General features: G+C 56.1%; 13 protein-coding genes, 1 tRNA gene and 1 other RNA gene. 2 read left to right on the forward strand and 13 right to left on the reverse strand.

The genetic code is table 11. The features are described 5' to 3' along the window. Positions 1–270: 270 nt before the first annotated feature. On the forward strand, positions 271–657 hold the full coding sequence (locus ACI4OH_RS03885) for a hypothetical protein (protein ID WP_435721313.1): 387 nt from the start codon (positions 271–273) through the stop codon (positions 655–657). On the opposite strand, the gene ACI4OH_RS03890 is transcribed toward ACI4OH_RS03885, so the two are convergent. From ACI4OH_RS03890 to ACI4OH_RS03945, 12 genes are all read right to left on the reverse strand, one after another. Next, the gene (locus ACI4OH_RS03890; RefSeq protein WP_435721312.1) at positions 624–1,481 is read right to left on the reverse strand and encodes a MerR family transcriptional regulator; all 858 of its coding nucleotides are present in this window, start codon (positions 1,479–1,481) and stop codon (positions 624–626) included. The genes ACI4OH_RS03885 and ACI4OH_RS03890 overlap by 34 nt on opposite strands. Further along, the gene (locus ACI4OH_RS03895) at positions 1,471–2,838 is read right to left on the reverse strand and encodes an MATE family efflux transporter (RefSeq protein ID WP_435721311.1); all 1,368 of its coding nucleotides are present in this window, start codon (positions 2,836–2,838) and stop codon (positions 1,471–1,473) included. The genes ACI4OH_RS03890 and ACI4OH_RS03895 overlap by 11 nt, the downstream gene beginning before the upstream one ends. 564 nt (positions 2,839–3,402) lie before the next feature. Then, positions 3,403–4,440 (reverse strand): threonine aldolase family protein, encoded by a 1,038-nt coding sequence (locus ACI4OH_RS03900; protein ID WP_435721310.1) that lies wholly within the window; start codon positions 4,438–4,440, stop codon positions 3,403–3,405. Between the two features lie 141 nt (positions 4,441–4,581). Further along, on the reverse strand, positions 4,582–5,250 hold the full coding sequence (locus tag ACI4OH_RS03905; protein WP_435721309.1) for an energy-coupling factor ABC transporter ATP-binding protein: 669 nt from the start codon (positions 5,248–5,250) through the stop codon (positions 4,582–4,584). Continuing rightward, on the reverse strand, positions 5,247–5,954 hold the full coding sequence (locus ACI4OH_RS03910; protein WP_435721308.1) for an energy-coupling factor transporter transmembrane component T: 708 nt from the start codon (positions 5,952–5,954) through the stop codon (positions 5,247–5,249). The genes ACI4OH_RS03905 and ACI4OH_RS03910 overlap by 4 nt, the downstream gene beginning before the upstream one ends. A 169-nt stretch (positions 5,955–6,123) precedes the next feature. Further along, entirely contained in the window at positions 6,124–7,137 is a 1,014-nt protein-coding gene (cbiM, locus tag ACI4OH_RS03915) for a cobalt transporter CbiM (protein ID WP_435721307.1), read from the reverse strand. 177 nt (positions 7,138–7,314) lie between these two features. Beyond that, positions 7,315–7,651: a transfer-messenger RNA gene (ssrA, locus tag ACI4OH_RS03920) on the reverse strand. Between the two features lie 103 nt (positions 7,652–7,754). After that, entirely contained in the window at positions 7,755–11,663 is a 3,909-nt protein-coding gene (addA, locus tag ACI4OH_RS03925) for a helicase-exonuclease AddAB subunit AddA (protein ID WP_439784217.1), read from the reverse strand. After that, a complete protein-coding gene (gene addB / locus ACI4OH_RS03930) occupies positions 11,629–15,270 on the reverse strand; it encodes a helicase-exonuclease AddAB subunit AddB (RefSeq protein WP_439784218.1) in 3,642 nt (1,213 codons plus the stop codon). Before addB ends, addA begins: the two co-directional genes overlap by 35 nt. Positions 15,271–15,312: 42 nt before the next feature. Next, positions 15,313–18,384, reverse strand: coding sequence for an AAA family ATPase (locus ACI4OH_RS03935; protein WP_439784219.1), 3,072 nt, complete (start codon positions 18,382–18,384; stop codon positions 15,313–15,315). Beyond that, positions 18,381–19,538 carry an exonuclease SbcCD subunit D gene (locus ACI4OH_RS03940; protein ID WP_439784220.1) on the reverse strand — a complete coding sequence of 386 codons (1,158 nt, stop codon included), beginning with the start codon at positions 19,536–19,538 and terminating at the stop codon, positions 18,381–18,383. Before ACI4OH_RS03940 ends, ACI4OH_RS03935 begins: the two co-directional genes overlap by 4 nt. Positions 19,539–19,618: 80 nt before the next feature. Further along, a tRNA-Ala gene (locus ACI4OH_RS03945) sits at positions 19,619–19,694 on the reverse strand. 149 nt (positions 19,695–19,843) lie between these two features. On the opposite strand from ACI4OH_RS03945, the gene ACI4OH_RS03950 reads away from it, so the two are divergent. Then, on the forward strand, positions 19,844–20,131 hold the full coding sequence (locus tag ACI4OH_RS03950) for a hypothetical protein (protein WP_295714963.1): 288 nt from the start codon (positions 19,844–19,846) through the stop codon (positions 20,129–20,131). Positions 20,132–20,197: 66 nt separating this feature from the next. Here the strand turns inward: ACI4OH_RS03950 and rfbB are convergent, their stop codons facing one another. Beyond that, positions 20,198–21,241 (reverse strand): dTDP-glucose 4,6-dehydratase, encoded by a 1,044-nt coding sequence (gene rfbB / locus ACI4OH_RS03955; protein WP_295632835.1) that lies wholly within the window; start codon positions 21,239–21,241, stop codon positions 20,198–20,200. Positions 21,242–21,307 lie beyond the last annotated feature (66 nt).

Below are 21,307 nucleotides of genomic sequence, written 5' to 3' on the forward strand. Positions count from 1 at the left end.
TGCAAAAAAATCACTCCCCGATACATCTCCGATTTACAGGCAAAATAAAAGCCACGCAGCAAGAAACTGCGTGGCGAAAATGACAGCATTATGCAGATGCTGTCAGAAAAATCCACCTCTCAGGCACCCTGCCCGAGTTTTAGACGTTACAAACCGTGAACTATCATAGCAAAGACAGCCGTGCTTTGTCAAGTTCATCCGTCCACTCTTGTCTTTTTGTCTTTTTAAGACTATAATAGAGGCGAATAAAAAGAAAAGAGATGCATTATCATGGAACAGGAAAAACTCGTTTTTCGTCCGCTCAAGGAAGTGTTCCATATCCAAGAGCTCGATGTCTGCACACGCGATAAGGCCGGTGTCATCTTAGGCGATGAAGTCTACACCGCCGAGGAGCATATGGGCTGTATTGACCATTATCTCACCGACCATCCGCAGGAAAATATCGACACCCTGCGCGATAAGCCAAGAGCCGGCTTCCACGTCATCGGCAAAAACCTCATCTTCGGCTCCCTGCCGTTCTTCACGAACATGAAGCCGCAGGCCATCTTTGAGGTCCTGCATGCAAAATATCCGGCTCATCCCATCTATTATTACAACGAGCACAAACACAGCGTCGCGCGTCTCTATCCGCGCGCTGCCGCCGTATCCGCTGCCTGAACCGGAATGCGGATTTCCGTAACAAAATCTGCGGCATTGCTCGTAAAGCCCTGATCAATCAGGGTAATTTCCTCTGAGGGACCTGCAATCTGCAGATTTTTTGCTTTTATATAGGAAAGAAGACTCTGGTAACGGCCGCCCGCCTCGCTGTGGCTGCCGCGAAAAATCAAGACCGCATAGTCACCAGCCGGCAGCTCCAGTGCCTTGCCTTCATAATGGTCTTCTGCATCCAGCAGCAAAAACATGCCGTCGTAAGCTGAAAAGTTTCTCGCCTTCATGTTTTCCACACTCATGCTGATGCCAACCTTGCCGAGGAAGGCCAGTGCTTCCTGCTGCCGGCCTTCCATTTGCCGGATGGGCTCTTCAAAATCATGTGACTGCGGATGTTTAAGATCATGCTGCAGCCAAACCATACGCCGTGCAGGCTGCCGCTCGATGTGAACGACATCATATTCTGCTGACATGGCAGCCTGCAGCTGGCAAAGACGATTGTCGAGTTTACGCTCAATGCGCGTGAGCTCGGCAATTTTTTTCTGCACCGTTTGACGCTGTTCCATTAGGAGCTCACAGATATGGCCGACATCCTTATGCTGCAGAAAATCACGGATATCCGGCAGTTTCATGTCAAGGGCACGCAGGTAGCGTATGGTATTGAGCATTTCAAACTGCTGCAGGCCATAATAACGGTACCCCGTCGCCTTGTCGATGTACGCCGGCCGCAGCAAATCGATATCCTCATAATGGCGCAGACTGCTGATACTGAGATGAAATAATTTGGCCACCTCGCCGATACGAAACAAACCTTTTCTATCGTTAGAATTCACGTATCCCACTCCCCTCGCCAATAAAGGCCGGATTGCCGTGACGCCGCAGAATCAGGAACGCGCTGACGCAGATGATGACGGACACGAGCGACCCCGTTGCCGTGGCAAGGCCCATCGGGAAAAGCGTCATCGGATACCAGATGGAAGTCAGATAAACAAAAGGGATGCGCGCCGTGACAATCGAGACAACATTGTGCAGGAACGAGATCTCCGAACGGCCGCAGGCACAGAAATAACCGCTGAAGCAGAAATGCACGCCCGCGAAGATGCAGTCAAAGATATAGCCCTGCAGATAGGCCTCGCCAGATGCGACGACCGCCGTATCGTAGGTAAACAGCGCGACCATATCATATGCCGCATACTGCGTGATCACGGCGACGATGATGCCAAAACTTACGGTCATGCCCAGAGCATACCACAGAGTCTGCTGCGCACGGCCGTATTTTTTTGCGCCGATATTCTGCGCGCCGAGTGCCGAGACCGTCGAGAGCATCGACGAAGGCACGAGGAAAATGAAGCTGATAATTTTTTCCACAATGCCGACGGCCGCCGCATCCGTCAGGCCGCGCATATTCGCGATGACCGTGATGACGAGGAAGGCAATCTGGATAAAGCCGTCCTGCAGCGAAACGGGCACGCCGATGCGCAGAATGCGCCGCAAAACAGCGAAGTCCGGCCGAAAATCCGCCCGCGTCACGCGAATGCCCGCCCTGCCGCTTTGGATAAACAGCAGCGCCAGCACGACGCTCAGGGCCTGCGAAAGCACCGTGCCGAGTGCCGCACCGGCAGGCCCCATGGCGAGCGCGCCCATGAAGATATAATCGAGCACGATATTGGCTATGCAGGCCACGGCGACAAAATACATCGGACTCTTCGCATCGCCGAGGCCACGAAAAATCGAGGCGATGATGTTGTAGGCCGTGATCAGCGGAATGCCTAAGAAGCAAATCAAAAGATATACTTCTGTCCCCGTGACCGCCTCCGCTGGCGTCGCCATGACGGCGACAATGCGGCTGCGCAGCAGGATAAAGAGCACGGCCAGCACGAGGGAAACACCAAAAAACAGGACCGTCGTCGTGCCGACGGCCTTTTTGATGCACTCCTTGTCCTCCGCACCCACGGACTGCGCAATTGTGACCGTCGTGCCCATGGCCAGTCCGACAATCATGACCGTCAGCATGTGCATGACCTGACTGCCAATCGAAACCGCCGTGATGCTCGCCGCTCCCTCGAACTGCCCGATGATAAAGAGATCGGCCATGCCGTAGAGCGTCTGCAGAAAATACGAAAGAAAATACGGCAGCGAGAAAAAGATGATGTTCTTGAAGACACTGCCTGTCGTTAAATTCCTAGTCAAAAAAATCCCTCCTGACCTTATAGTAAACACTACAATGATTATAGAGTCAAGGGGGATTCTCCTATGTACACATAATTTAAGGCGAGGATGGATGTCTGTAAGTGGAGCTTCAGCCTGCTGCGCGGAACGTCAGGCATCCATCCTCGCCGCCTCGTTACGCCGGAAAGGGGCAAGCAGCACTCCGCGGTGACTGCCTGCTAAACGGATTTTTTGACTTCTAATGCATCCTTACGAAAGAGCTAAACGCACTTCGTTTGAACGACGCTCTTTCGCAAGGGTTCTGGCTGTCAAAAAATCCGTTCTTCACGCAGGCAGTCAAACGCTCCGCTTCTGCTTACCCCTTTCCTCCCATGCTCTAACTTCTTCTCCTTAACGGCGGCAGCAAAGTATCGCTTTTACCGTAGTCACTTCATCGATAGCACATCTTCCGCATGATCTCGCTTATCGAGTGATACGCTTTTGCTGCAGAATCTAAGTCCGTGCTATACCTATCCATAAGTGAAGCTTCAGCCTGCTGCGCGGAACGTTGGATAGGTATAGCATGGACGCCTCATTGCACCGAACTCAAAGCATCTCCAATAATTTATCTACGTGCTCTTCGGTCGTCGCCCAGCTCGTCGCAATCCTCATAACGCAATGCCCTTCATCGACGTTCTCCCAGAAGCCAAGCTCGACTTCCTTAGCAAGCTCCGCGCATTTTTCTTTTGTCAGCACGATGAAAATCTGGTTCGTCGGGTTCTCCATGGCAAATTGATAGCCCTTTTCGCGCAGGACACCGCGGATTTTGTCGGCGGCTTCGATGGCTGTCCGGCCGATTTTTTCGTAAAGGCCATCCGTAAACATCGTGTCAAACTGAATGCCGGCGATGCGGCCTTTGGCGAGGAGTGCGCCGTGCTGTTTTGTAATCGTAAAGAAATGCGGCACGAAGCCGTGCTTCGGGAAGACGACGGCCTCGCCGAAGAGAGCGCCGCATTTCGTACCGCCGATGTAGAAGGCATCGCAGAGTCTCGCAATATCCGCCAAAGTCACGTCATTTTCTCTGCAGGCCAGTGCATAGGCAAGGCGTGCACCGTCAAGGTACAAAGGCAGATGATGCTCACGGCAGACTTTGCTGATGGCCGTGAGCTCTTTGAGGGAGTAAAGCGTGCCGTATTCCGTCGGCTGCGAGAGGTAGACCATGCCCGGCGCGACCATGTGGTCATGGTTGCCGTCAGCGTAAAAGCCCTTGACATAAGCATCGATGCCTGCAGACGTGAGTTTGCCATTTTGATGAGGAATCGGCAGGACCTTATGGCCGCCAAATTCAATGGCCCCTGCTTCGTGCAGGCTGACATGGCCCGTATCAGCCGCGATAACGCCTTCCGTCAAACGCAGGATGGCATCGATGACCGTCGCATTCGTCTGCGTGCCGCCGACGAGGAAGAAAATGTCAGCCTCAGGAGCTTCGCAGGCCTGACGAATTTTTGCGCGGGCCGACTCGGAAAATTCATCAAAGCCGTAGCCTGCCGTCTGCATCATATTCGTATCAAAAAGTCTCTTCAATATAGACGGATGTGCCCCTTCGAGGTAATCCGACGCAAAAGAAATCCGCTCTTTACTCATAAAAAACTACATCCTCCCTGTATTCCAAGTATCATAGCGATAAAAAATGCCGCTTGTATGTGATACGCTGTTATTATGCGATGACAAACAACTCGTCACAGCCGTAAGCCGTAAATTTTACGGCCATCCCGCTGTCTTTTGTCAGTCAGCCGCGAGATTGTGGTCGGAGGTCAGGCGAAGTTCGCGGTCGGCAAGGCGGCCCGTGATATCCGGATGATGCGAGGTCACGATGATGGTCTTGCCCGCTTCCTTCAGGGACTGCAGAAACTCGGCAAGCCACTGCTGACTCTCGGCATCAAGAAAATTTTCTGGCTCATCGAGCGTCCAGACGGATGGGTTCATCGTGAAAATTGACGCGAGGGCCGTGCGTTTCTTCTCGCCGCCCGAAAGATAATACGGGGCTTTATCGCGAAGTTTCGTCAGCGAAAAATACGCCAAAGCATCTTCGACGCGCTGACGCACCTCCTCTTCCGGCAGCCCCATCTGCAGGGGACCGAAGGCCAATTCTTCTTCGACACTTGCGCAGAAGAGCTGGGCATCGGGATTCTGCCAGACATAGCCGATGCGCTGATGAAAGTACTTTGAGTAGCGGTGCTCGCGCATCTTCGCCGGCGTAATGCGCGTCCCTTCAAACGTATACATGCCGATTTCCGGGAAGACGAGGCCGTTTAAGAGCCGCAGCAGCGTGGTCTTGCCCGAGCCATTCGGTCCCGTTAAAAGCACGGTCTCGCCTTTTTTTATCGTAAAGCTGATATGGCGCAGGACCGGTTCATGGTCAAACGCACAGCAGACATCTTCTAACGCAATCACAAAAAGCCCTCCAAACGCAGATAAAGAAAGCCGTAAACAAGAAGCAGGATGACAGGCGGCAGCAGGGAACCGATGGAACTGCTGCTCTTTTTTGCCTGCAGCAGCGGGTATTCGCCCGTAAAACAGCGGCAGCGCATGGCCTCAGCCATCTCGATGGACAGTCTCTGCGAACGCTGCATGACGATGCCCATGATGCCGGCCATGGCCTTGTGCTTTTTGCGGTTGTGTCCGACGGACCGGAGCTTCAGCGCTGTCAAAAGCAGCGAGGCCTGATCGCCAAGCAGCACGAGGTAGCGCAGGGTCGTATCGAGAATGAAGATGACTTCGGGCGGCAGATGAAAGCGCCGCAGGGCCGCCGTGAGCTCGTGCCATGAAAAATGCTGCTGCAGAAGATTCAACGCCGTCACGCAGAGAAATGTCTTAAACGGCAGCAGCAGGACAGGTCCGCTCCCCCAAAAGAGCAGGGCCGGCAGGATGAGCAGCAGACAGAAAACAGCGGCCGCCAGAGCCCCCATGATATCCTGCCGCAAAAGTTTTGCCGGCAAAAAGGCCAGCAGCAGGAGTTCGCCGCCCAAAGCCGTCCAGAGGAAGGCCGAAGTCCTTGCCGTAACCACGGCGAGCAGGAAAAGCACGAGCAGCACGAAATAAAGTCCGGCCTGACCGTGATGGCGCCTGCCGGCCTGTGCGCGCAGCACTTTCAGCATTCCCATGATACGCAAAAGAGACCGGGAAATGAATGCATCCCGGTCCTTGTCAGGTCTATATGATTCTTCCCGTTTTGCCCAAGCCGGCAAATCCTTCATGAAGAAACACCTCAAAAATCAACAAAATCTTTCTATTATATATAGGAATTACAGCCTCATAATTACGGCCTCAACGGTTCGAAAGCGAGTCGCCGTAATCCGTATGCGAGGCAAAGAGCGGCGCCGCCATCTTGAAGATGATGACGAGCAGGGCGGTGCCGATGAGAGCCGACAAAATGTAGCCAAACGCATCGGGCAGTCCCGCAACCGCGTAGTCTGGGAACAGCGCGTCAAATGAGAAGCCCTGCTCCATGCCGGCCGGCGTATAGCCGAGGACACTGCCGAGGAAATCCTGTCCCGCAAGCTCCTCCGGGTCCCATTCTCCCCAGGCCGTACCCGCAGCGAGCAGGCCGAGCGGCGTGCAGACGATAAGTGCGGCAATCAGGCCGTAAAGTGCGCGGTTCGTCTTCATGCGCACAGAGCCAAAGAGGTCCGGCGAGGTCTTACGCAGATACGCGAGCACCGCCGTCGTGAAGACGACTTCCGCAAGGCCGAAGAGCGTCAGATGGCCGATCATCATGGCCGGAATGGAAATCCAGAACGGATACGGGCAGTAAAGAGCCTGTCCGGCAGCATCCGTGAACAGCAGCGGCTGAATGCCAAATTCCACGGCAGCCACAAAAGCCGCAGCATTGATGCCTGCATAAGCGCCGGCCCCCGCCGCGATATACTCGCCGGAACGCGATTTTAAATGTCCGCGCAGGAAACGGTAGACACCGTAGCCCGTAAACGGCAGGACCAAGGCCATATTGAAACAGTTCGCCCCAAAGGCGAGAATGCCGCCGTCGCCGAAAAACAGGGCCTGAATGAGCAGAGCGATGCTGACGGAAAGACACGCCGCATAAGGCCCGAACAAGATAGCAATCAGCGTGCCGCCTACCGCATGCCCCGTCGTGCCGCCCGGCAGCGGGATGTTGAACATCATGCTGAGGAACGACAGGGCTGCCGCAATGCCTAAAAGCGGCAGTTTATCCTGCGGCACATGACGGCGCACCTTCGAAACGGCCATGAGCCAGACAGGGACCATGACCGCGCCCATCACTGCACAGGTTGAGGGGCTCAGGTAGTTTTCTGGAATGTGCATAAGAACCTCCCATAAATAGAATTCATATTCTATATTGTAAGGGAAGATGTTCTTTTATGTAAGCCTCCCAGGGGGATAAAATGGCAAGAAAAAAAGTCGAAGTCATAAAAACTCCGACTTTTTATATCATCTGTCCCCAGCCGTGCTCCGAGCACCGGCCGGCGACAGTCCACATCATGGTGGAGATGAGGAGAATCGAACTCCTGTCCGAAATACATCCACATCACAAAGCATTATCGCAGTAGCCCGAGAATGCGGGCATCATAGGAGCGAAACTCTGGGATTCAGAGTTCTCCACCACCTGTTTTTACAAAACAGGAAACTGCCGTCTTTATTTAAAGCCTCCGGGTTGGCTGACGGTTCGTACTTCCAGAGGGGCTATCTGAGCTAGGCTCAGGCAGCGTAAGCGTATTCAGCTTCGTCAGTTGAATTTAGCGGTCAAGCTTTAGGCTTTCATGACCATTGGCCTGCGAACTTCGTGGCTTCAATACCCCGTCGAAACCTTTACATCCCCCTAAGGTAAATTGTAAAAGGCGATTGCAGGGTTCTGCAACCTTTTGTAAAGGATATTATAATACAGAAAAGTCAATTCGTCAATAGATGGCCCATCCTGATTTTCAGCATTCGGGGCCAATCGTGACAATGGTGCCATCCTGCAGCATAAAGAGGATGCTTTCTTTGACTTTTCTCTTGAGGACGCTCTCGACGGCTTCGCGGTAGAGCTCAATCTGCTTGGCATAGTGGCGGCGGACTTTGTCTGGCGTCGTGTCGCGGTCGGTCTTGTAGTCGAGCAGGACGAGGCTGCCGTCGTGTTCTTCAAACAGCACGTCAATGACGCCCTGGATGAAGATTTCTTCGTGACTTTCCGCATAGGCCCTGCTGACTTCGCCGACCGGGATCATGCGGCTGAAAGGCAGTTCGCGCCAGATGCTTTTCGCCCCGCGCAGGCGTTTTCCCAGCGGAGATGCACAGAATCTTTCGATGCTGCGGTAGTTTACGGCACTTTCATGACCTGCGGCAATCAGGCCTTTTGCTTCCATATAAGATACCTGCGCCCTGAGGCCATCGGGCGACAAATCGCCCTGCAGATTGAGGTTCTGCATGATGCTGTGCATGAGTGTACCGCGCTCAGACGGTGACAAACGGCCCTTCTGCTGCAAAAACTGCGGCCGGCGCCAGACGAGATTTTCTTCTGTCTTGACGAGAGGCACGGAAGCCGGCTCTTCCTTGCGGATTTCCTCGGCAAAACGCTGTTTGATTTCGGAAACGGTCATCTTAGCCGTAATGCCCGTGAGCTCCTCGCCTTCATAATGCCAGTTCAGCCGCTTTTCGACGAGTTCTTTTTCAGCAGAAGCCGGCAGCGGCTGATGGCCGCGCACGGCGATGAGGATGGGGTCGTCGAGATTTTCTTCCTGTTCATGCGGCTGAATGCGATTTCCCTGCAGGAGCTGTACAGCAAAATGAGCATCGGGCTCCACATTGTCAAGCATCGTGCCGAAGTCGCGGTCTGCGGCCTGCCGGATGATTTTGCCATCCGTATGACGCGCAACGGCCGGCGCAATCCAGTCGAGATAGCTGCCTGCCTGACGGATTTCCTCATCGGGCAGCGCAAGGTCCTGTTCGTCAAGGCCGCGGCAATAGCGCGCGGCCATTTTCTCCCAGTGCGCGGCAGGGATTGTGCCCGTCAGGATGAGTTTTTCGCGGGCACGCGTCATAGCGACGTAGAGCACGCGCATTTCCTCGGCCTTTGTCTCCGCCGTGATGCGCGCGGCAATGGCCTGATACGGCATCGTCGTATACATCTGACGGCCGGCGGCCGAACGCTCGACAAGGCGCGGCCCAATGCCGAGTTCCTTGTGCAGCAGGAAAACGCCCTGTGCGTCGCGCACATTGAATCCCTTCGCGATATCGGCGACGATGACCACGGGGAATTCCAGCCCCTTGCTCTTATGGATGCTCATGATGCGCACAACATCCTCGCTGGCACCGAGTGTACGCGCAACGGAAAGGTCCGTGTCGCGTTTCTTGAGATCCTCAAGAAAACGCAGGAAGCGGAATAGGCCGCGGTAATTCGTCTTCTCGTACTCGGCCGCGCGGTCGGCAAGCATGCGCAGGTTGGCCTGACGCAGAAGCCCGCCCCTGAGGCCGCCGACATAATCGTAATATCCCGTCTCCCTGTAGAGTTTCCAGATGAGTTCAGGCACGCTGTGGCTCACGGCGTAGCTGCGCCAGCTGTTGAGTGCGGCCGAAAAATCGGCGGCCCTGTCGGCTAAGTCCTTCGGCAGCGGCGTCTCCGGCGAATGGCTGCGCAAAAGAGCGCCGTAAAGGTCTTCGTCGGGCACGGACATGCGCAGGCGCGCGAGCTCCTCCATCGAAAAGCCGCCAATCGGCGAGACGAGCACGGCCGCGAGCGGAATCTCCTGCCGCGCATTGTCGATGACTTTTAAAAGAGCCAGCACGAGCCGGACTTCATTGGCCTCGAAATAGCCGCCATCGACATCGGCGTAAGCAGGCACGCTGTTTTTGCGCAGACTTTCGAGCAGGGTATTCGCCTTGCCCTTGACCGCGCGCAAGAGAATCGCAATATCGCGGTAAGCCAAAGGACGATAGCCGCCCGCGTCCTTATCGAAGACTTTACATCCCGACTCCATCAGCCCTGCAATGCGGTCCGCAATATGCTGCGCCTCAAGTTCAAAGCCCTCAAGTTCCTCGGCCTCATCCTCCTGATTCTGCCGGTTCTGTTGATTCTGTTGGCTCGGTTGAGTGCCCGCCGACGAAATTTCATCTTCGCCGCCGCGCAGTATAATATCGATTTCCATCGGTCCCTTGAGGCTCTGCGCGTGTTCCGGATAGTCGGCCCCCGGATAGAGCCGACTCTTCTCGTCGTACTCGATTTCCATCGGCCCACGGTGCATGACCTGGTCGAAGATGAAGTTAATCGGGGCGAGCACCTCGGCGCGGCTGCGGAAATTCTGCTTCATCGTAATCAGCTGATTTTTGTCATCCTCACCTGGATTTTCAGGATACGTATCGTACTTCTGCTGAAAGAGATACGGGTCCGCGAGGCGAAATCGGTAGATGCTCTGTTTGACATCGCCAACGGTAAAGCGGTTGTCCTCGCGCGCAATGAGATTTAGTATGGCCTCCTGCACGCCATTTGTGTCCTGATATTCGTCGACCATGATGACCGCATATTTCTCGCGCAGGTCACGCGCGGCCTCCGTGCGCAGGGCTTCGCCCGATTCGCCCTGAAAATCTTCTTCCTTCGCTGCGGCCAGTTTCTTGGGGTCGGCGCAGAGCACAGCCAGAGCAAAATGCTCGAGGTCGTTGAAATCGAGAATATTGCGCTCTTTTTTCGCGGCCTGCAGGGCCTTGATGAAGCGCAGGGTCAGATTCGTATAACGCCGCACGGTCGCGCCGCATGCCAAAAGACCTGCCATGACTTCTTTCTCGGACTCCGCGAGGTATTTATCGCGCGCGTCCGTGAAGATTTTCTTGGCCTCATCGCGGCTCTTTTCAAAGGCCTGCCTGACTTCCGGGAAATTGTCGCGCAGATCATTGTAGATTTTGCCGCGCAGCACGGGCTGACGCCATTTTTTCGCGACAGCCGCAAGCGCATCCCAGCCGCCCGCCTTTTTTTCGAGCACGGCCGTGCGGTAAGCGGCCTGTACATCCTCCATTTTTTCGATGCACGACTGCAGGTATTCGACATAAGGCTGCCAGGCGGCCATCAGGGCCTGCGACTTTTTCGCCTCAGCCCCAGCCTCGGATTCATCGGGATTGATGCGGACAAGGGCGCAGGTCTCTTCATACCGGCGGATGCTGCGCTCGATTTCCTGACCGAGGGCTTCGACGATGGTATCCGTCCACGGCGTCTGCCAGAAGCCGTTTCCTTCCTTAATATAAGCAAAACGCTCCTGCTGTGCGCGCAGCCAGTCCTCTGGGAAAGGCTGGCTCTGGCAGAAATTGTAGAGCTTCAGCACCGCGTCATAGACGCCCTCGTCGCCGTGGTCGTCGCCGTAATCATCGGCAAACTCGAGAAAATCCTGCCATGCCTTTTTTTCTTCTTCATCTTCCGGCATTTTATACGAGTCTTCGAGAAGTTCCTCGAGCACATCGCGGCGCAGAAGCACCATTTCCTGGTCGCTTGCAAGACGGAACTGCGGGTCGACGTCAAGGGCCTCGATGTTCTGCCGGATGACACGCTGACAAAACGCATGAAACGTGCAGATGGAAGCGCCGGAAAGCAGCACGAGCTGGCGTTCGAGCCAGTCAATGGTCTCCCTGTCCTCGGCTTCGACGAGTTTTTGCTGCAGGGCCTTGTCGATGCGTTCGCGCATCTCGGCGGCCGCGGCATTCGTGAAGGTCACGACGAGCATTTCATCGACGCTGCACTCACGCGCGAGAAGCTGCGCGATGATGCGGTCGACAAGCACGCGCGTCTTGCCAGAGCCCGCAGCTGCCGCCACGAGGATGTTCTTATGCCTTGTCTCAATTGCCTTCTGCTGGTCCTTTGTGTATTTCATCCAGTAAATCCTCCTTCCCCGTGCACTTTGCCATCTTTTCTTCGAGCACGCTGTCGTCCTCGGGCCCGATATCGCGGTAGTCAAAGCCATCGAGGCTAGGGTCAAAGCCGCAGACATCGCGGTACTCGCAGTAGGTGCAGGCATTTTGCTGTTTATTGTCCTTCAGGCGGTACGGGCTCGCGCTGATATCGCCCGAGAGGATGGCCCTGCCCGTATCCTTCAGGATGTAATCGACATAGGCAAGCATGAGCTCGAATTCTTCAGGGCTCCTGATGTAGCCGCGTTTGCGGCTGTTGGCGTCAAAGTCCATGACGGGCTCGCCGTCGGGGCCGAGCACCGCCTTTTTCTTCTCGTCGCGGACCTGACTGAGCCCTGGTTTGATGTGCGAGAAGCTCGCATCGATGGCCTTGGCCACGTCGAGGTCGGCAAGCACCCAGCCCGGCATGCGCAGTTCCGCATTGACGCGCTTTTCAAGCTCCGCCTGCGTGTATTTTTTGCGCGTCTGCAGCAGAGGATTCTGCAAAAATGCATAGAGGATGCCCGCCGGCAGGCGTTTTTCCCCTTTTTCACGCAGCAGCTCCCTGCCCACGAGCATGTAGACGAGCAGCTGCAGCCGCAGGCCGTAGTAAACTTCAAAGAGATTGATGGCGACATGACCCGTCTTGTAATCGAGAATCAGATAATACGGGGCATGCTCGTGCAGGTCAAGGCGGTCAATCTTCCCCTTAAATGACAGCGCATAGCCATCCTCAAGCTGCAGCGGCTTTAAATGCACCGCATCATCGGGATGCCCAAAGGCTTCTTCAAAAAACGCCGGCTGAAATTCCGACACAGCAGCCCATGCCGAGAGATGATTGACGGCCTGCTGTGCAGTCCTTTCGATGCGTTTCTTCAAATGGCGGTAATTGTCGCGGCTCAGGAGGATTTCACTCTGCAGGCGCGGGGCAAGCGTATTGACGAGTTCTTCGCAGAGGGCAGTGCGTTTTTCCTCCGGCACATCCTGCCAGCGGTTCGCATAATCCTTTTTGACGATGCCGCCGTATTCCTTGAGCACGGCGTGCAGGAGCTGGCCGAGGTCCATCGAGCGGAACTGATACTCGCGGCGTTCCTGCAGTTTCAGCCCATAGGCCGCAAAATGCGCAAACGGACACTGCCGGAACTTCTCGAACTGCGTCACGCTGCCGCGCAGAATCGTGCCCTTCGTGAAAATCTGCTCGGCAATTTCCTTCGGCAGCTTCCCTTCGCCGGCCTTGGCAAAAATGCCCGCGAGAGCCATGCGCAGGGGCCGCTGCCATTTTTCCTGTCCACGCGCCCAGTTGTAGACATCGCGCCAGCAGGGCTGCATCGTCCCCTGTTCGCGCTCCGCGCGCAGAGCATTGGCAAGACCCGAAAGAGCCGGCCGCGGGGCCGCGAGCAAAAGATCGTCATCGCGCTGCACGGTCTCCAAAGGAATCGAAAGGAACGGCACCTCAGGATAGAGCGCGCGGATTTTCTTAAAAAGAGGTGACGGCTGCAGGCCGTTGCCCTCGGCATCGGCCAGGGCATACGAGAGCCAGAGATACTCATGGGCCTCGTTAAAGCCGCGGTAGAGCAGGAATTTTTCGCCAAAACTCCGCTCATGACCGCCGCGCGAAATCGTATGGGCCTCGCCGCCCTCTTTCTGACAGGCAGCCAAGGTCTCCGCGATGTGCAGACGGTCGGCATCGGAAAAAATTCCCTGTTCGCGCACGCGGCGCGGCATCGTGTCGGCATCCGCGCCTAAAATATAGATGGCGCGCAGATTATCGAGGCTGTTCTGGTCAAACGGCGCGAGCGTCACATAGTCGAGCCCCGGCGGGATCAGCGAAATCTGCAGGGCATCGAGGCCGTCGCTCAGAATGGCCTCAAAGTCCGCAAGGCTCATCTCTTCATCGCCGCTGACCTCGACGAGCTGGTCAAAGAGGGCCATGCTGTCATCCCAGAGCTGCCGGTGCTCCGCCGCATCGGCAAGACGCCCCTCTTTTTCGGCCAGTTCGGCCCATTCCTGCAACTTGGCCGGCACCTCGAGCTCCACGAGAAAATTGTAAAGTGCCGTCGTATAGCCCCTGACATCTTTCGCCTGCTGCAGATTTTTTTCAAGAGATGTTAGGGCCGCGACCGACTGACGGCGCAGGCCGTCGATGAGCGCGAGCGTCGAGGCCGTGTCCTCATCGACCGTCTCGCCATCCTCATCGAGTGAATAACGGCGGTGCCAGTCCCACGGCTCTTCCTGCTGCCAGCGTTTGCGCCCGCGGATGCCGAATTCGAGCACGTAGTTCTCGAGTTTGTCGACATCCTCGCGGACCGGCGGGAAAAAGCCCGTGCGCAGACAGCGGAAGACCGTCTCATAGCGCCAATCCTTCGCGGCGACCTCAATGGCCGAACGCATGAGCTCGGCTAAGGGGTGATGAATGCTCGGCCTCTTGGCATCTTCGAAGAACGGAATGCCGTAGTCGGCGAAGACGAGCCTGACGAGGTCGTCGTAACTCTCGGCATCGCGCACGAGGATGCCGATTTCGCGGTAATGCCAGCCCTCATCGCGCACGAGCCGCAAAATATCGGCCGCGGCGTTCTCGACTTCAAGGCGCCGGTTCGCGGCCTCGACGAGCTGCACGCCGCCGCTGCCCTCATGTGCCCTGCCGCCGTAGCGGAAAAGCTCCTGTTCGAGCGCGGGCATGATGGTATCTTCCGCAAAACGGTGCTGGCCGGAAAGCAGATGAACCGGAATGGGCCGCGTGCAGCCGAGTTCCTCGCGCATCATCTGACAGATGGCCTGCATGGTGCGGTACGGCCGGTTGAAAAGCGCGGTCTCCTGCAGATTTTCCGGCGAGTCGAGCGAAACTTTGCCGTCCGGACGCAGAAATCCCGTCATCGGCAGCGTGATATGGACCTTGGCCGCCGACTGCAGCAGGGCCTTCAGCACGGCCATTTCCTGCGGATTGAAAAAGATGAAGCCGTCAAGCCAGACTTCCGCGCCCTTCATGATGGCCGCTTCGGGCAGGGCTTCGGCGAGTTTCTGCATCATATCCTCGGCATCGTTGGCCTTGCCCTGCATCTCCGCGCCAAATTCATCGGTCAGAAGTGCCATTTCCTGCAGTTTGCCTGCGAGGCGCTCATTGCCTGTGCCCGCGGAAAGTTCCTCTGCCGCTTCGCGCAGCACGTCCGTCGTCAGACGGTAGCTCTTAAACTCCTTGATCGCGTCCGACAAACTCTCCGTGAAGCCGCGCTGGCGCACAGCGCGCGCAAAAACCTGCAAATCCTTCTCCTTCTGGTGCTTCGTCAAAATCTTGCGCAGCAGCAGCCTTCGTCCGACTTCGCTGATGCGCGGCACCTTCATATGGCCGGTCTCTAAGAGCACATGGCGCGCAAAACGGCGAAAACCGAAGACATAGCCGCGCAAAAAGCCCCTGCCCTGCGGGATGCTCGCGGCGAGTTCGCGCTCGACCTTGAACGTCATGTGCTCGGGCAGGAGCAGGATGAGCGCCGGTCCCATGGGATTTTCGGCAAGGTGTGCGCGCATGGCCTCAAGGCACGCGTGCGTCTTGCCCGTGCCGGCCCTGCCGATGATGAAATCGAGTTCTGCTGTCATTTATCTCTTCCTCAACTTCCTTCTATTATAATACAGGCTGCCTCAGCTCTCCGCCGTGCCGAGCTCAAAATGGGCCGTACTGCCGCCGCTCTTTGTCTTCGTGACTTCGAGCCTTGCCGGAATGCGGCTCCGGAGCTCCTCGACATGCGAGATAATGCCGATGAGGCGGCCGCTCTTCTGCAGTTCGAACAGGGCCTTGAGAGCCACATCGAGTGTCTCGCTGTCGAGCGTGCCAAAGCCTTCATCGATGAACATCGTATCGAGACGCACGCCGCCCGCACAGGCCTGCACGACATCGGCAAGGCCAAGCGCGAGTGCCAGGGATGCCAAAAACGACTCGCCGCCCGAAAGCGTCGCCAAAGGGCGCGGATACCCCGAATAATTGTCGAAAATTTCCATGTCGAGCCCGCCCTGCTGATTCGCGCGCAGGCGTTCGCCAGCATGCAGCTCATACTGGCCGCGGCTCATAATCAGGAGTCTCTGATTCGCCATTTCCATGACATCGCCAAGAAGCGAATGCAGCACATACGTCTGGAATGACACTTTGCTGCCCGTCTTGCCGCTCGCAAGCTCCGAAAGACTCGTGATGCGCGCATAGGCGTCCGTGAGCTCCCCGCTCTTCTCGCGAAGTTTCTGCAGGGCCACGGCCCGTTTCTGCCACGAAGCCAGCACCGTTTCGGCTGCCGACGACTCGCGCAGGGCCCCCTGCCATGCCTGCTGGGCCGCACTTGCCGCAGATTCTGCCGCCGCAAGGTCCGGCTTCTCCAGATTCTCGATGGCGGCCTGACTTTTGGCAAGGTTCGTCCTCGCCGTATGCAGGGCCTGTTCGTGCGCAAGAAGATCCCGCCGCACCTGTTCGCGGTACTTTTCCTCGCGCCAGCTGCCCTGCAGGGCCTCTGCGTACGCCGGTTGCCCGTCAAAGCCCGCCTGAGTCAGCCGTTTGGCAAAATTATCCTGCAGAGTCTTTGCCTGCTCCTGACTGCGCAAAAGTTCCTCGCGCTTCGTCAGCCACGCCGACTGCGCCGCATGATAGCGCGTATCGAGTTCATGGTAGTTTTTTTCTGCCCCGACGGCCTTTTTTTCCTCGTCCTGCCATGCCGTTTCGCGCTGCTGCCACTGGCGTTCCAGTTCCTTGGGTTCGGCAGGAAGTTCCCTGCCTGCAAGCTGCGCCTTTTTATCTTCGACCAGCGCTCTGGCCGCCGCGGCCTCGGCCGCACCTGCGCCAGCCGCTTTTTCCATTTGTTCTGACTTCGCCTGCAAGTCGGACTGCTTTTCCTGCAGCTCCGCGATTTTCTTCATCAGGGCCGCATGTTCTCTGCCGGCCTGCTCTGCTGCCTGCAGCTCCTGCCCATTCTTCCGGAGTTCTTCGCCGAGTTCCTGCTGACTTTTGTCGCCGAGCTGTTTTTTGACTTCTTCAGCCTTAGCCTTTGCCGCAGCGAGCAGGGCTGCCTTTTCCTGCACCTGGGCTGCAGCCGACTGATACGACTTTTCCAGCTTGCCGACTGACTTTTCCTTTTCCTCAAGCATCGCATCCGTGACGACCTCAGATACGGCCTCGGCAAGCCTTGGATGATGCTCCGAGCCGCAGACAGGGCAGGGCTCGCCCTCTTTTAGATTTTCGGCAAGCAGCACGGCGCGGGCTTCTTTCGCAAGTTCGCGCAGATGGTCGAGCTCAGCGCGGGCCGTCTGCCATTTTTCCCCGACTTCCTGCGCGGCCTTTTCCGCCTGTTCGTGAGCTGCCTTCGCTTCCTTAAAAGTACGCTCGTTACGTGCCAAAACGGCAAACTTTTCCTGCTCGTCCAAGAGATTTTTATGCGCAAGTTGCAGGGACGCCAGCGTCAAAGCCTGCGTGCGGAGTGTTTCGGCCTGTTTCTGTCCTGCCTGCAACAGTTTTTCCACTTCTGCCAGCTTCTCCTTGCCTGCCAGCGACTCCTTCTGCAGGGCTTCGCTCCTTGCCTGCTTCATCGCGGCGTCTTTCTGCGCCGTTTCCAGCTCCCGTGCAACAGTCAGCAGTCCCCGCAGGACGACAAGGGCTTCCTTTTCCGCTGCATGTGCCTCTTTGCCAGCCTGCACCTTTTCAAAGAGTTTCTCAGCCGCCGCATGCTCTGCGGCAAGTTTTTGCCCCTGCTGTTTGAGATTTTCAAGCTCATGCCCGCGTTTTCTTACATCCTGCTCGACATTACGAAGCTGCCCCGCAAAGTCCAAGAGGCCTGCCGCCCTGTCGGCCTTGTCGAGTGTTCCCCGCAGCACTTCATCCTCAGGCACCGTTTTTTCCCACTTCTGCACCTCGGCAGCCGCCGTTTCCGCCTGCTGGAACTTCGTCATGACCTCGCGCGCAGCGTCCCTCTTTTTCTCGCAGTCTTCCTTGATGAGCTGCAGGGCCTTGGTTTTTTCTGCCAGTGCCCCAGACTGCTTCTCCTGCACGGCAAGCAGGGCCTGAAATTCCGCTTCATCCTTAGCACCGGCCTCGGCGAGGTAAATTCTCTGCTTTTCTGCAATGCCGTCATACGCTTTGCCTATTTCTGCGGCCTTCGCCTTCAGCTTTTCCTCAAGCTTCTGGTAAATTTCCGTATTAAAGAGGACCTTCATAATTTCCTTGCGCGCGCTCGTGTCGGCCATGAGAAAACGGCGGAACTCCCCCTGCGGCAGCAGCACGACCTGACGGAACTGCTTGCATTCAAAGCCCAAAAGCCGCACAATGCGCGCATGAACTTCGCCATCCTTCGTCCAGCTTTCGGTGACTTTGCCGTCTTCGAGCCTTTCTAAGAGGACCTCGGGCTTCTGGCGCACGAGTCCTTCGCCGCGCTTGGCCTTGCGCTGGTACTCAGGACTTCTCCTGATGTGCCATTTTTCCTCGCGCACGCGGAAAGTCAGGTCGACATACGTATCGTCTGCAGGACCGGCCTCGCGGTTCCGGAGCATCCTAGGCGTGCGCGCCTCCGTCGCGGCCTCGCCGTAAAGCGCGTAGCAGATGGCGTCAAAAATACTCGTCTTGCCCGCGCCCGTCGCACCGTGAATCAGGAAAAACGGCTGCGAGTCGAGCACGGAAAAGTCGAGGCTGATTTTCTTCTTATACGGCCCAAAGGCACACATGGTGAGTTTTTCCGGCTTCACTTCGCATCCCTCGCTTCCCTGTAAATCTCCTGCAGGCAGCCGTGCACAAGCTCCTGCTGCCCTTCGTCGAGCTTTTCTCCGGTCATATCTTCATAATAATGGGCAAAGAGCGTTTCCTCCGTGAGTTTCAGGACAGCCTGACCGTTCTGCTCACGCATCGTACCCTCATGCTGCAGGTTCGGATAGAGCACGTGCATGAGGTTCGGGTATATCGCCTTGAGTTTATTGAACACGTCAAGGATGATGCCCGTATCCGTGAGTTCGACTTCGATGTAATCCTCCGAAGCTGGATATTTCTCCCTGTCCTGCTCAATCGCGGCAAACGGGGCTCGGATGCGCCGAATATCATGCGGCGGCACGAGCGGCACGAATTTCGATGAGGCTTTGCCCTCACCATCAATGTCGACGACCAGCACGCCTTTTTTCTGCTCCGCCTCGTCAAACGAATACTTCATCAAAGAGCCGCTGTAGCGGATATGGTCGGCCCCCGCCCGCTGCGGATTGTGGAGATGCCCCAGTGCCGTATACGAAAAGTCCCGAAACAGCGCCGGACTGACATTGGCCGAACCGCCGACCGCGAGCGGCCGCTCCGAGTCAGAGCTCAGTCCGCCCGCGAGGAAGGCATGAGCCACGGCCAGTTTACGCATGCCCTCAGGGATATTTTTGCGGCTCGCTGCCAGTACAAATTCATGCGCCCGCTCAAAGTCCATCGTCTCCGTCAGGCCAAAGACCGCGCGGACCGCCGCCGGCTCCATATAAGGATAGAGCATGACCGCGAGCGGCCCGAACTCATCCTCGATGATGAAGGGCTTCATCTGCGCATCAAGCCGCCCGCGCACGAAAATCCCCGCCTCGCGCATGAGACGCCCGCCAAAATTCAGCCGCGCCTCGCTGTCGTGATTGCCCGCAATGTAGAAAACCTTGACTTTGGCCTCAGCCATTTTGCGAAGGAATTCATCAAAGAGGTCGACAGCCTCGACGGGCGGCACGCCGCGGTCGTAAATATCCCCCGCAATGATGACCGCCTCGCCCTTTTCGTCTTTTACGAGCGGCAGAAGCTGCTCCATGATGATGGCACGCTGGTCCGCCGTCAAATGCAGCCCATGAAAATAGCGCCCGAGATGCCAGTCAGCCGTATGAATAAAGCGCAACACAATCCCTCCCTTGGAGATACCAAATACCCGATATACAAAAAAGAGCCAGAAGTGTACCTTCTGACTCTGTGCATTCGATATGGTGGAGACAAGGAGGATCGAACTCCTGACCTCTTGCATGCCATGCAAGCGCTCTCCCAGCTGAGCTATGCCCCCGTCTTTAGCACAACCGCTAACGACAGATATTATTATACGGGAAAGTCAGCCGTTCTGTCAACCCCTCTTCCGACTTTTTTCCCGACAAATTTTCTGCTAAAATAAAAGAAGCATTTATGTTATCGCAAAAAAAGGAAAGAAGGTTCTCCATGTCCATAAAAATCACCGGTTTTTACCAGCTGCCCCATCAGACCATGCCGGAGCTCGTCGACTTTGACGATGTCTTCAATACCTCATTCATGCGCAAATACACGCGCTTCCGCACCTTTGAGAAATTTCTGCAGGGCAGTCATCTGAAAATCGAGAGTCAGAAAGACTTCGAAGCCCTGCCCGAGGAAAAAATGGATGCATGGGTCAGAAAGTCGACAAAATTCTCCTCTTGGCAGGAAATGCTCGACACGGCAACGGACAAATACGTCATGCACAAAAATCTTTAACTACCATAAAAAAGAGGCCATCCCGTGATGACCTCTTTTTTATGCCCATGGTATGCCCAGAGCAAATCAGATTTTTGCGTACTCAAGAATGGCGCGCTTGTCGTACATGCGCTCATAATACGTCTGGTAATCGCCGCTGATGATGCCCATCCACCAGTCGCGGTGCTCAAGATACCATTGAATCGTCTTCTTGATGCCGTCTTCGAACTTCGTCTCCGGCTCCCAGCCGAGTTCGTTGTGAATCTTCGTCGGGTCGATGGCGTAGCGGCGGTCATGGCCCTTGCGGTCCGTGACGTGCTCAATCAGGTCCTCGCTCTTGCCGAGTTCCTTGAGGATGGTCTTGACGACATCGATATTGGCGCGTTCATTGTGGCCGCCGATGTTGTAAACCTCGCCGACACGGCCCTTCTGCAGGATGAGGTCGATGGCACGGCAGTGATCCTCGACATAAAGCCAGTCGCGGACATTCTTGCCGTCGCCGTAGACCGGCAGCTTCTTGTCGGACAGCGCGTTGATAATCATCAATGGGATGAGCTTCTCCGGGAAATGGTACGGACCGTAGTTGTTCGAGCAGCGCGAAATCGTCGTCGGCAGCTTGTACGTGCGGTGGTAAGCCATGACGAGCAGGTCAGCGCCGGCCTTCGAAGCCGAATACGGGCTCGACGTCTTGAGGTTCGTCTCTTCCGTAAAGAACAGGTCCGGACGGTCAAGCGGCAGGTCGCCGTAGACTTCATCCGTCGAAACCTGATGATAGCGGTCGATGCCGTACTTGCGGCAGGCATCAAGCAGCACGCTCGTGCCGATGATATTCGTCTGCAGGAAAATCTCCGGATTCTCAATGGAGCGGTCGACATGCGACTCCGCTGCGAAATTCACGACGACATCCGGCTTCTCCTGCTCAAAAATGCGGTAAATCGCCTTGCGGTCCGCGATATCCGCACGGATGAACTTGAAGTTCTTTTTCTCCATCGCGCCCTCAAGCGTCTCGAGATTACCCGCATACGTCAGCTTGTCCACGCAGATAATGCGGTCGGACGGATGCTTCTTGAGCATATAGTAAATAAAATTCGAACCAATAAACCCGGCACCGCCGGTCACAATAATATTCATACAAATTCCCCCTATGTCTAAACGGCCGCAAAAAAAGCCTCTGCGCCGTATTCTTTTCTACCTATA

It is taken from the genome of Mitsuokella apri (assembly GCF_051886055.1).
GTDB lineage: Bacteria > Bacillota > Negativicutes > Selenomonadales > Selenomonadaceae > Mitsuokella.

Excerpts from the sequence above, each read along its gene's own strand:
- ACI4OH_RS03885 (WP_435721313.1), top strand. The coding sequence starts at position 271 with ATGGAACAGGAAAAACTCGTTTTTCGTCCGCTCAAGGAAGTGTTCCAT.
- ACI4OH_RS03900 (WP_435721310.1), bottom strand. The coding sequence starts at position 4,440 with ATGAGTAAAGAGCGGATTTCTTTTGCGTCGGATTACCTCGAAGGGGCA.
- ACI4OH_RS03910 (WP_435721308.1), bottom strand. The coding sequence starts at position 5,954 with ATGCTGAAAGTGCTGCGCGCACAGGCCGGCAGGCGCCATCACGGTCAG.
- cbiM (WP_435721307.1), bottom strand. The coding sequence starts at position 7,137 with ATGCACATTCCAGAAAACTACCTGAGCCCCTCAACCTGTGCAGTGATG.
- addA (WP_439784217.1), bottom strand. The coding sequence starts at position 11,663 with ATGAAATACACAAAGGACCAGCAGAAGGCAATTGAGACAAGGCATAAG.
- addB (WP_439784218.1), bottom strand. The coding sequence starts at position 15,270 with ATGACAGCAGAACTCGATTTCATCATCGGCAGGGCCGGCACGGGCAAG.
- ACI4OH_RS03950 (WP_295714963.1), top strand. The coding sequence starts at position 19,844 with ATGTCCATAAAAATCACCGGTTTTTACCAGCTGCCCCATCAGACCATG.
- rfbB (WP_295632835.1), bottom strand. The coding sequence starts at position 21,241 with ATGAATATTATTGTGACCGGCGGTGCCGGGTTTATTGGTTCGAATTTT.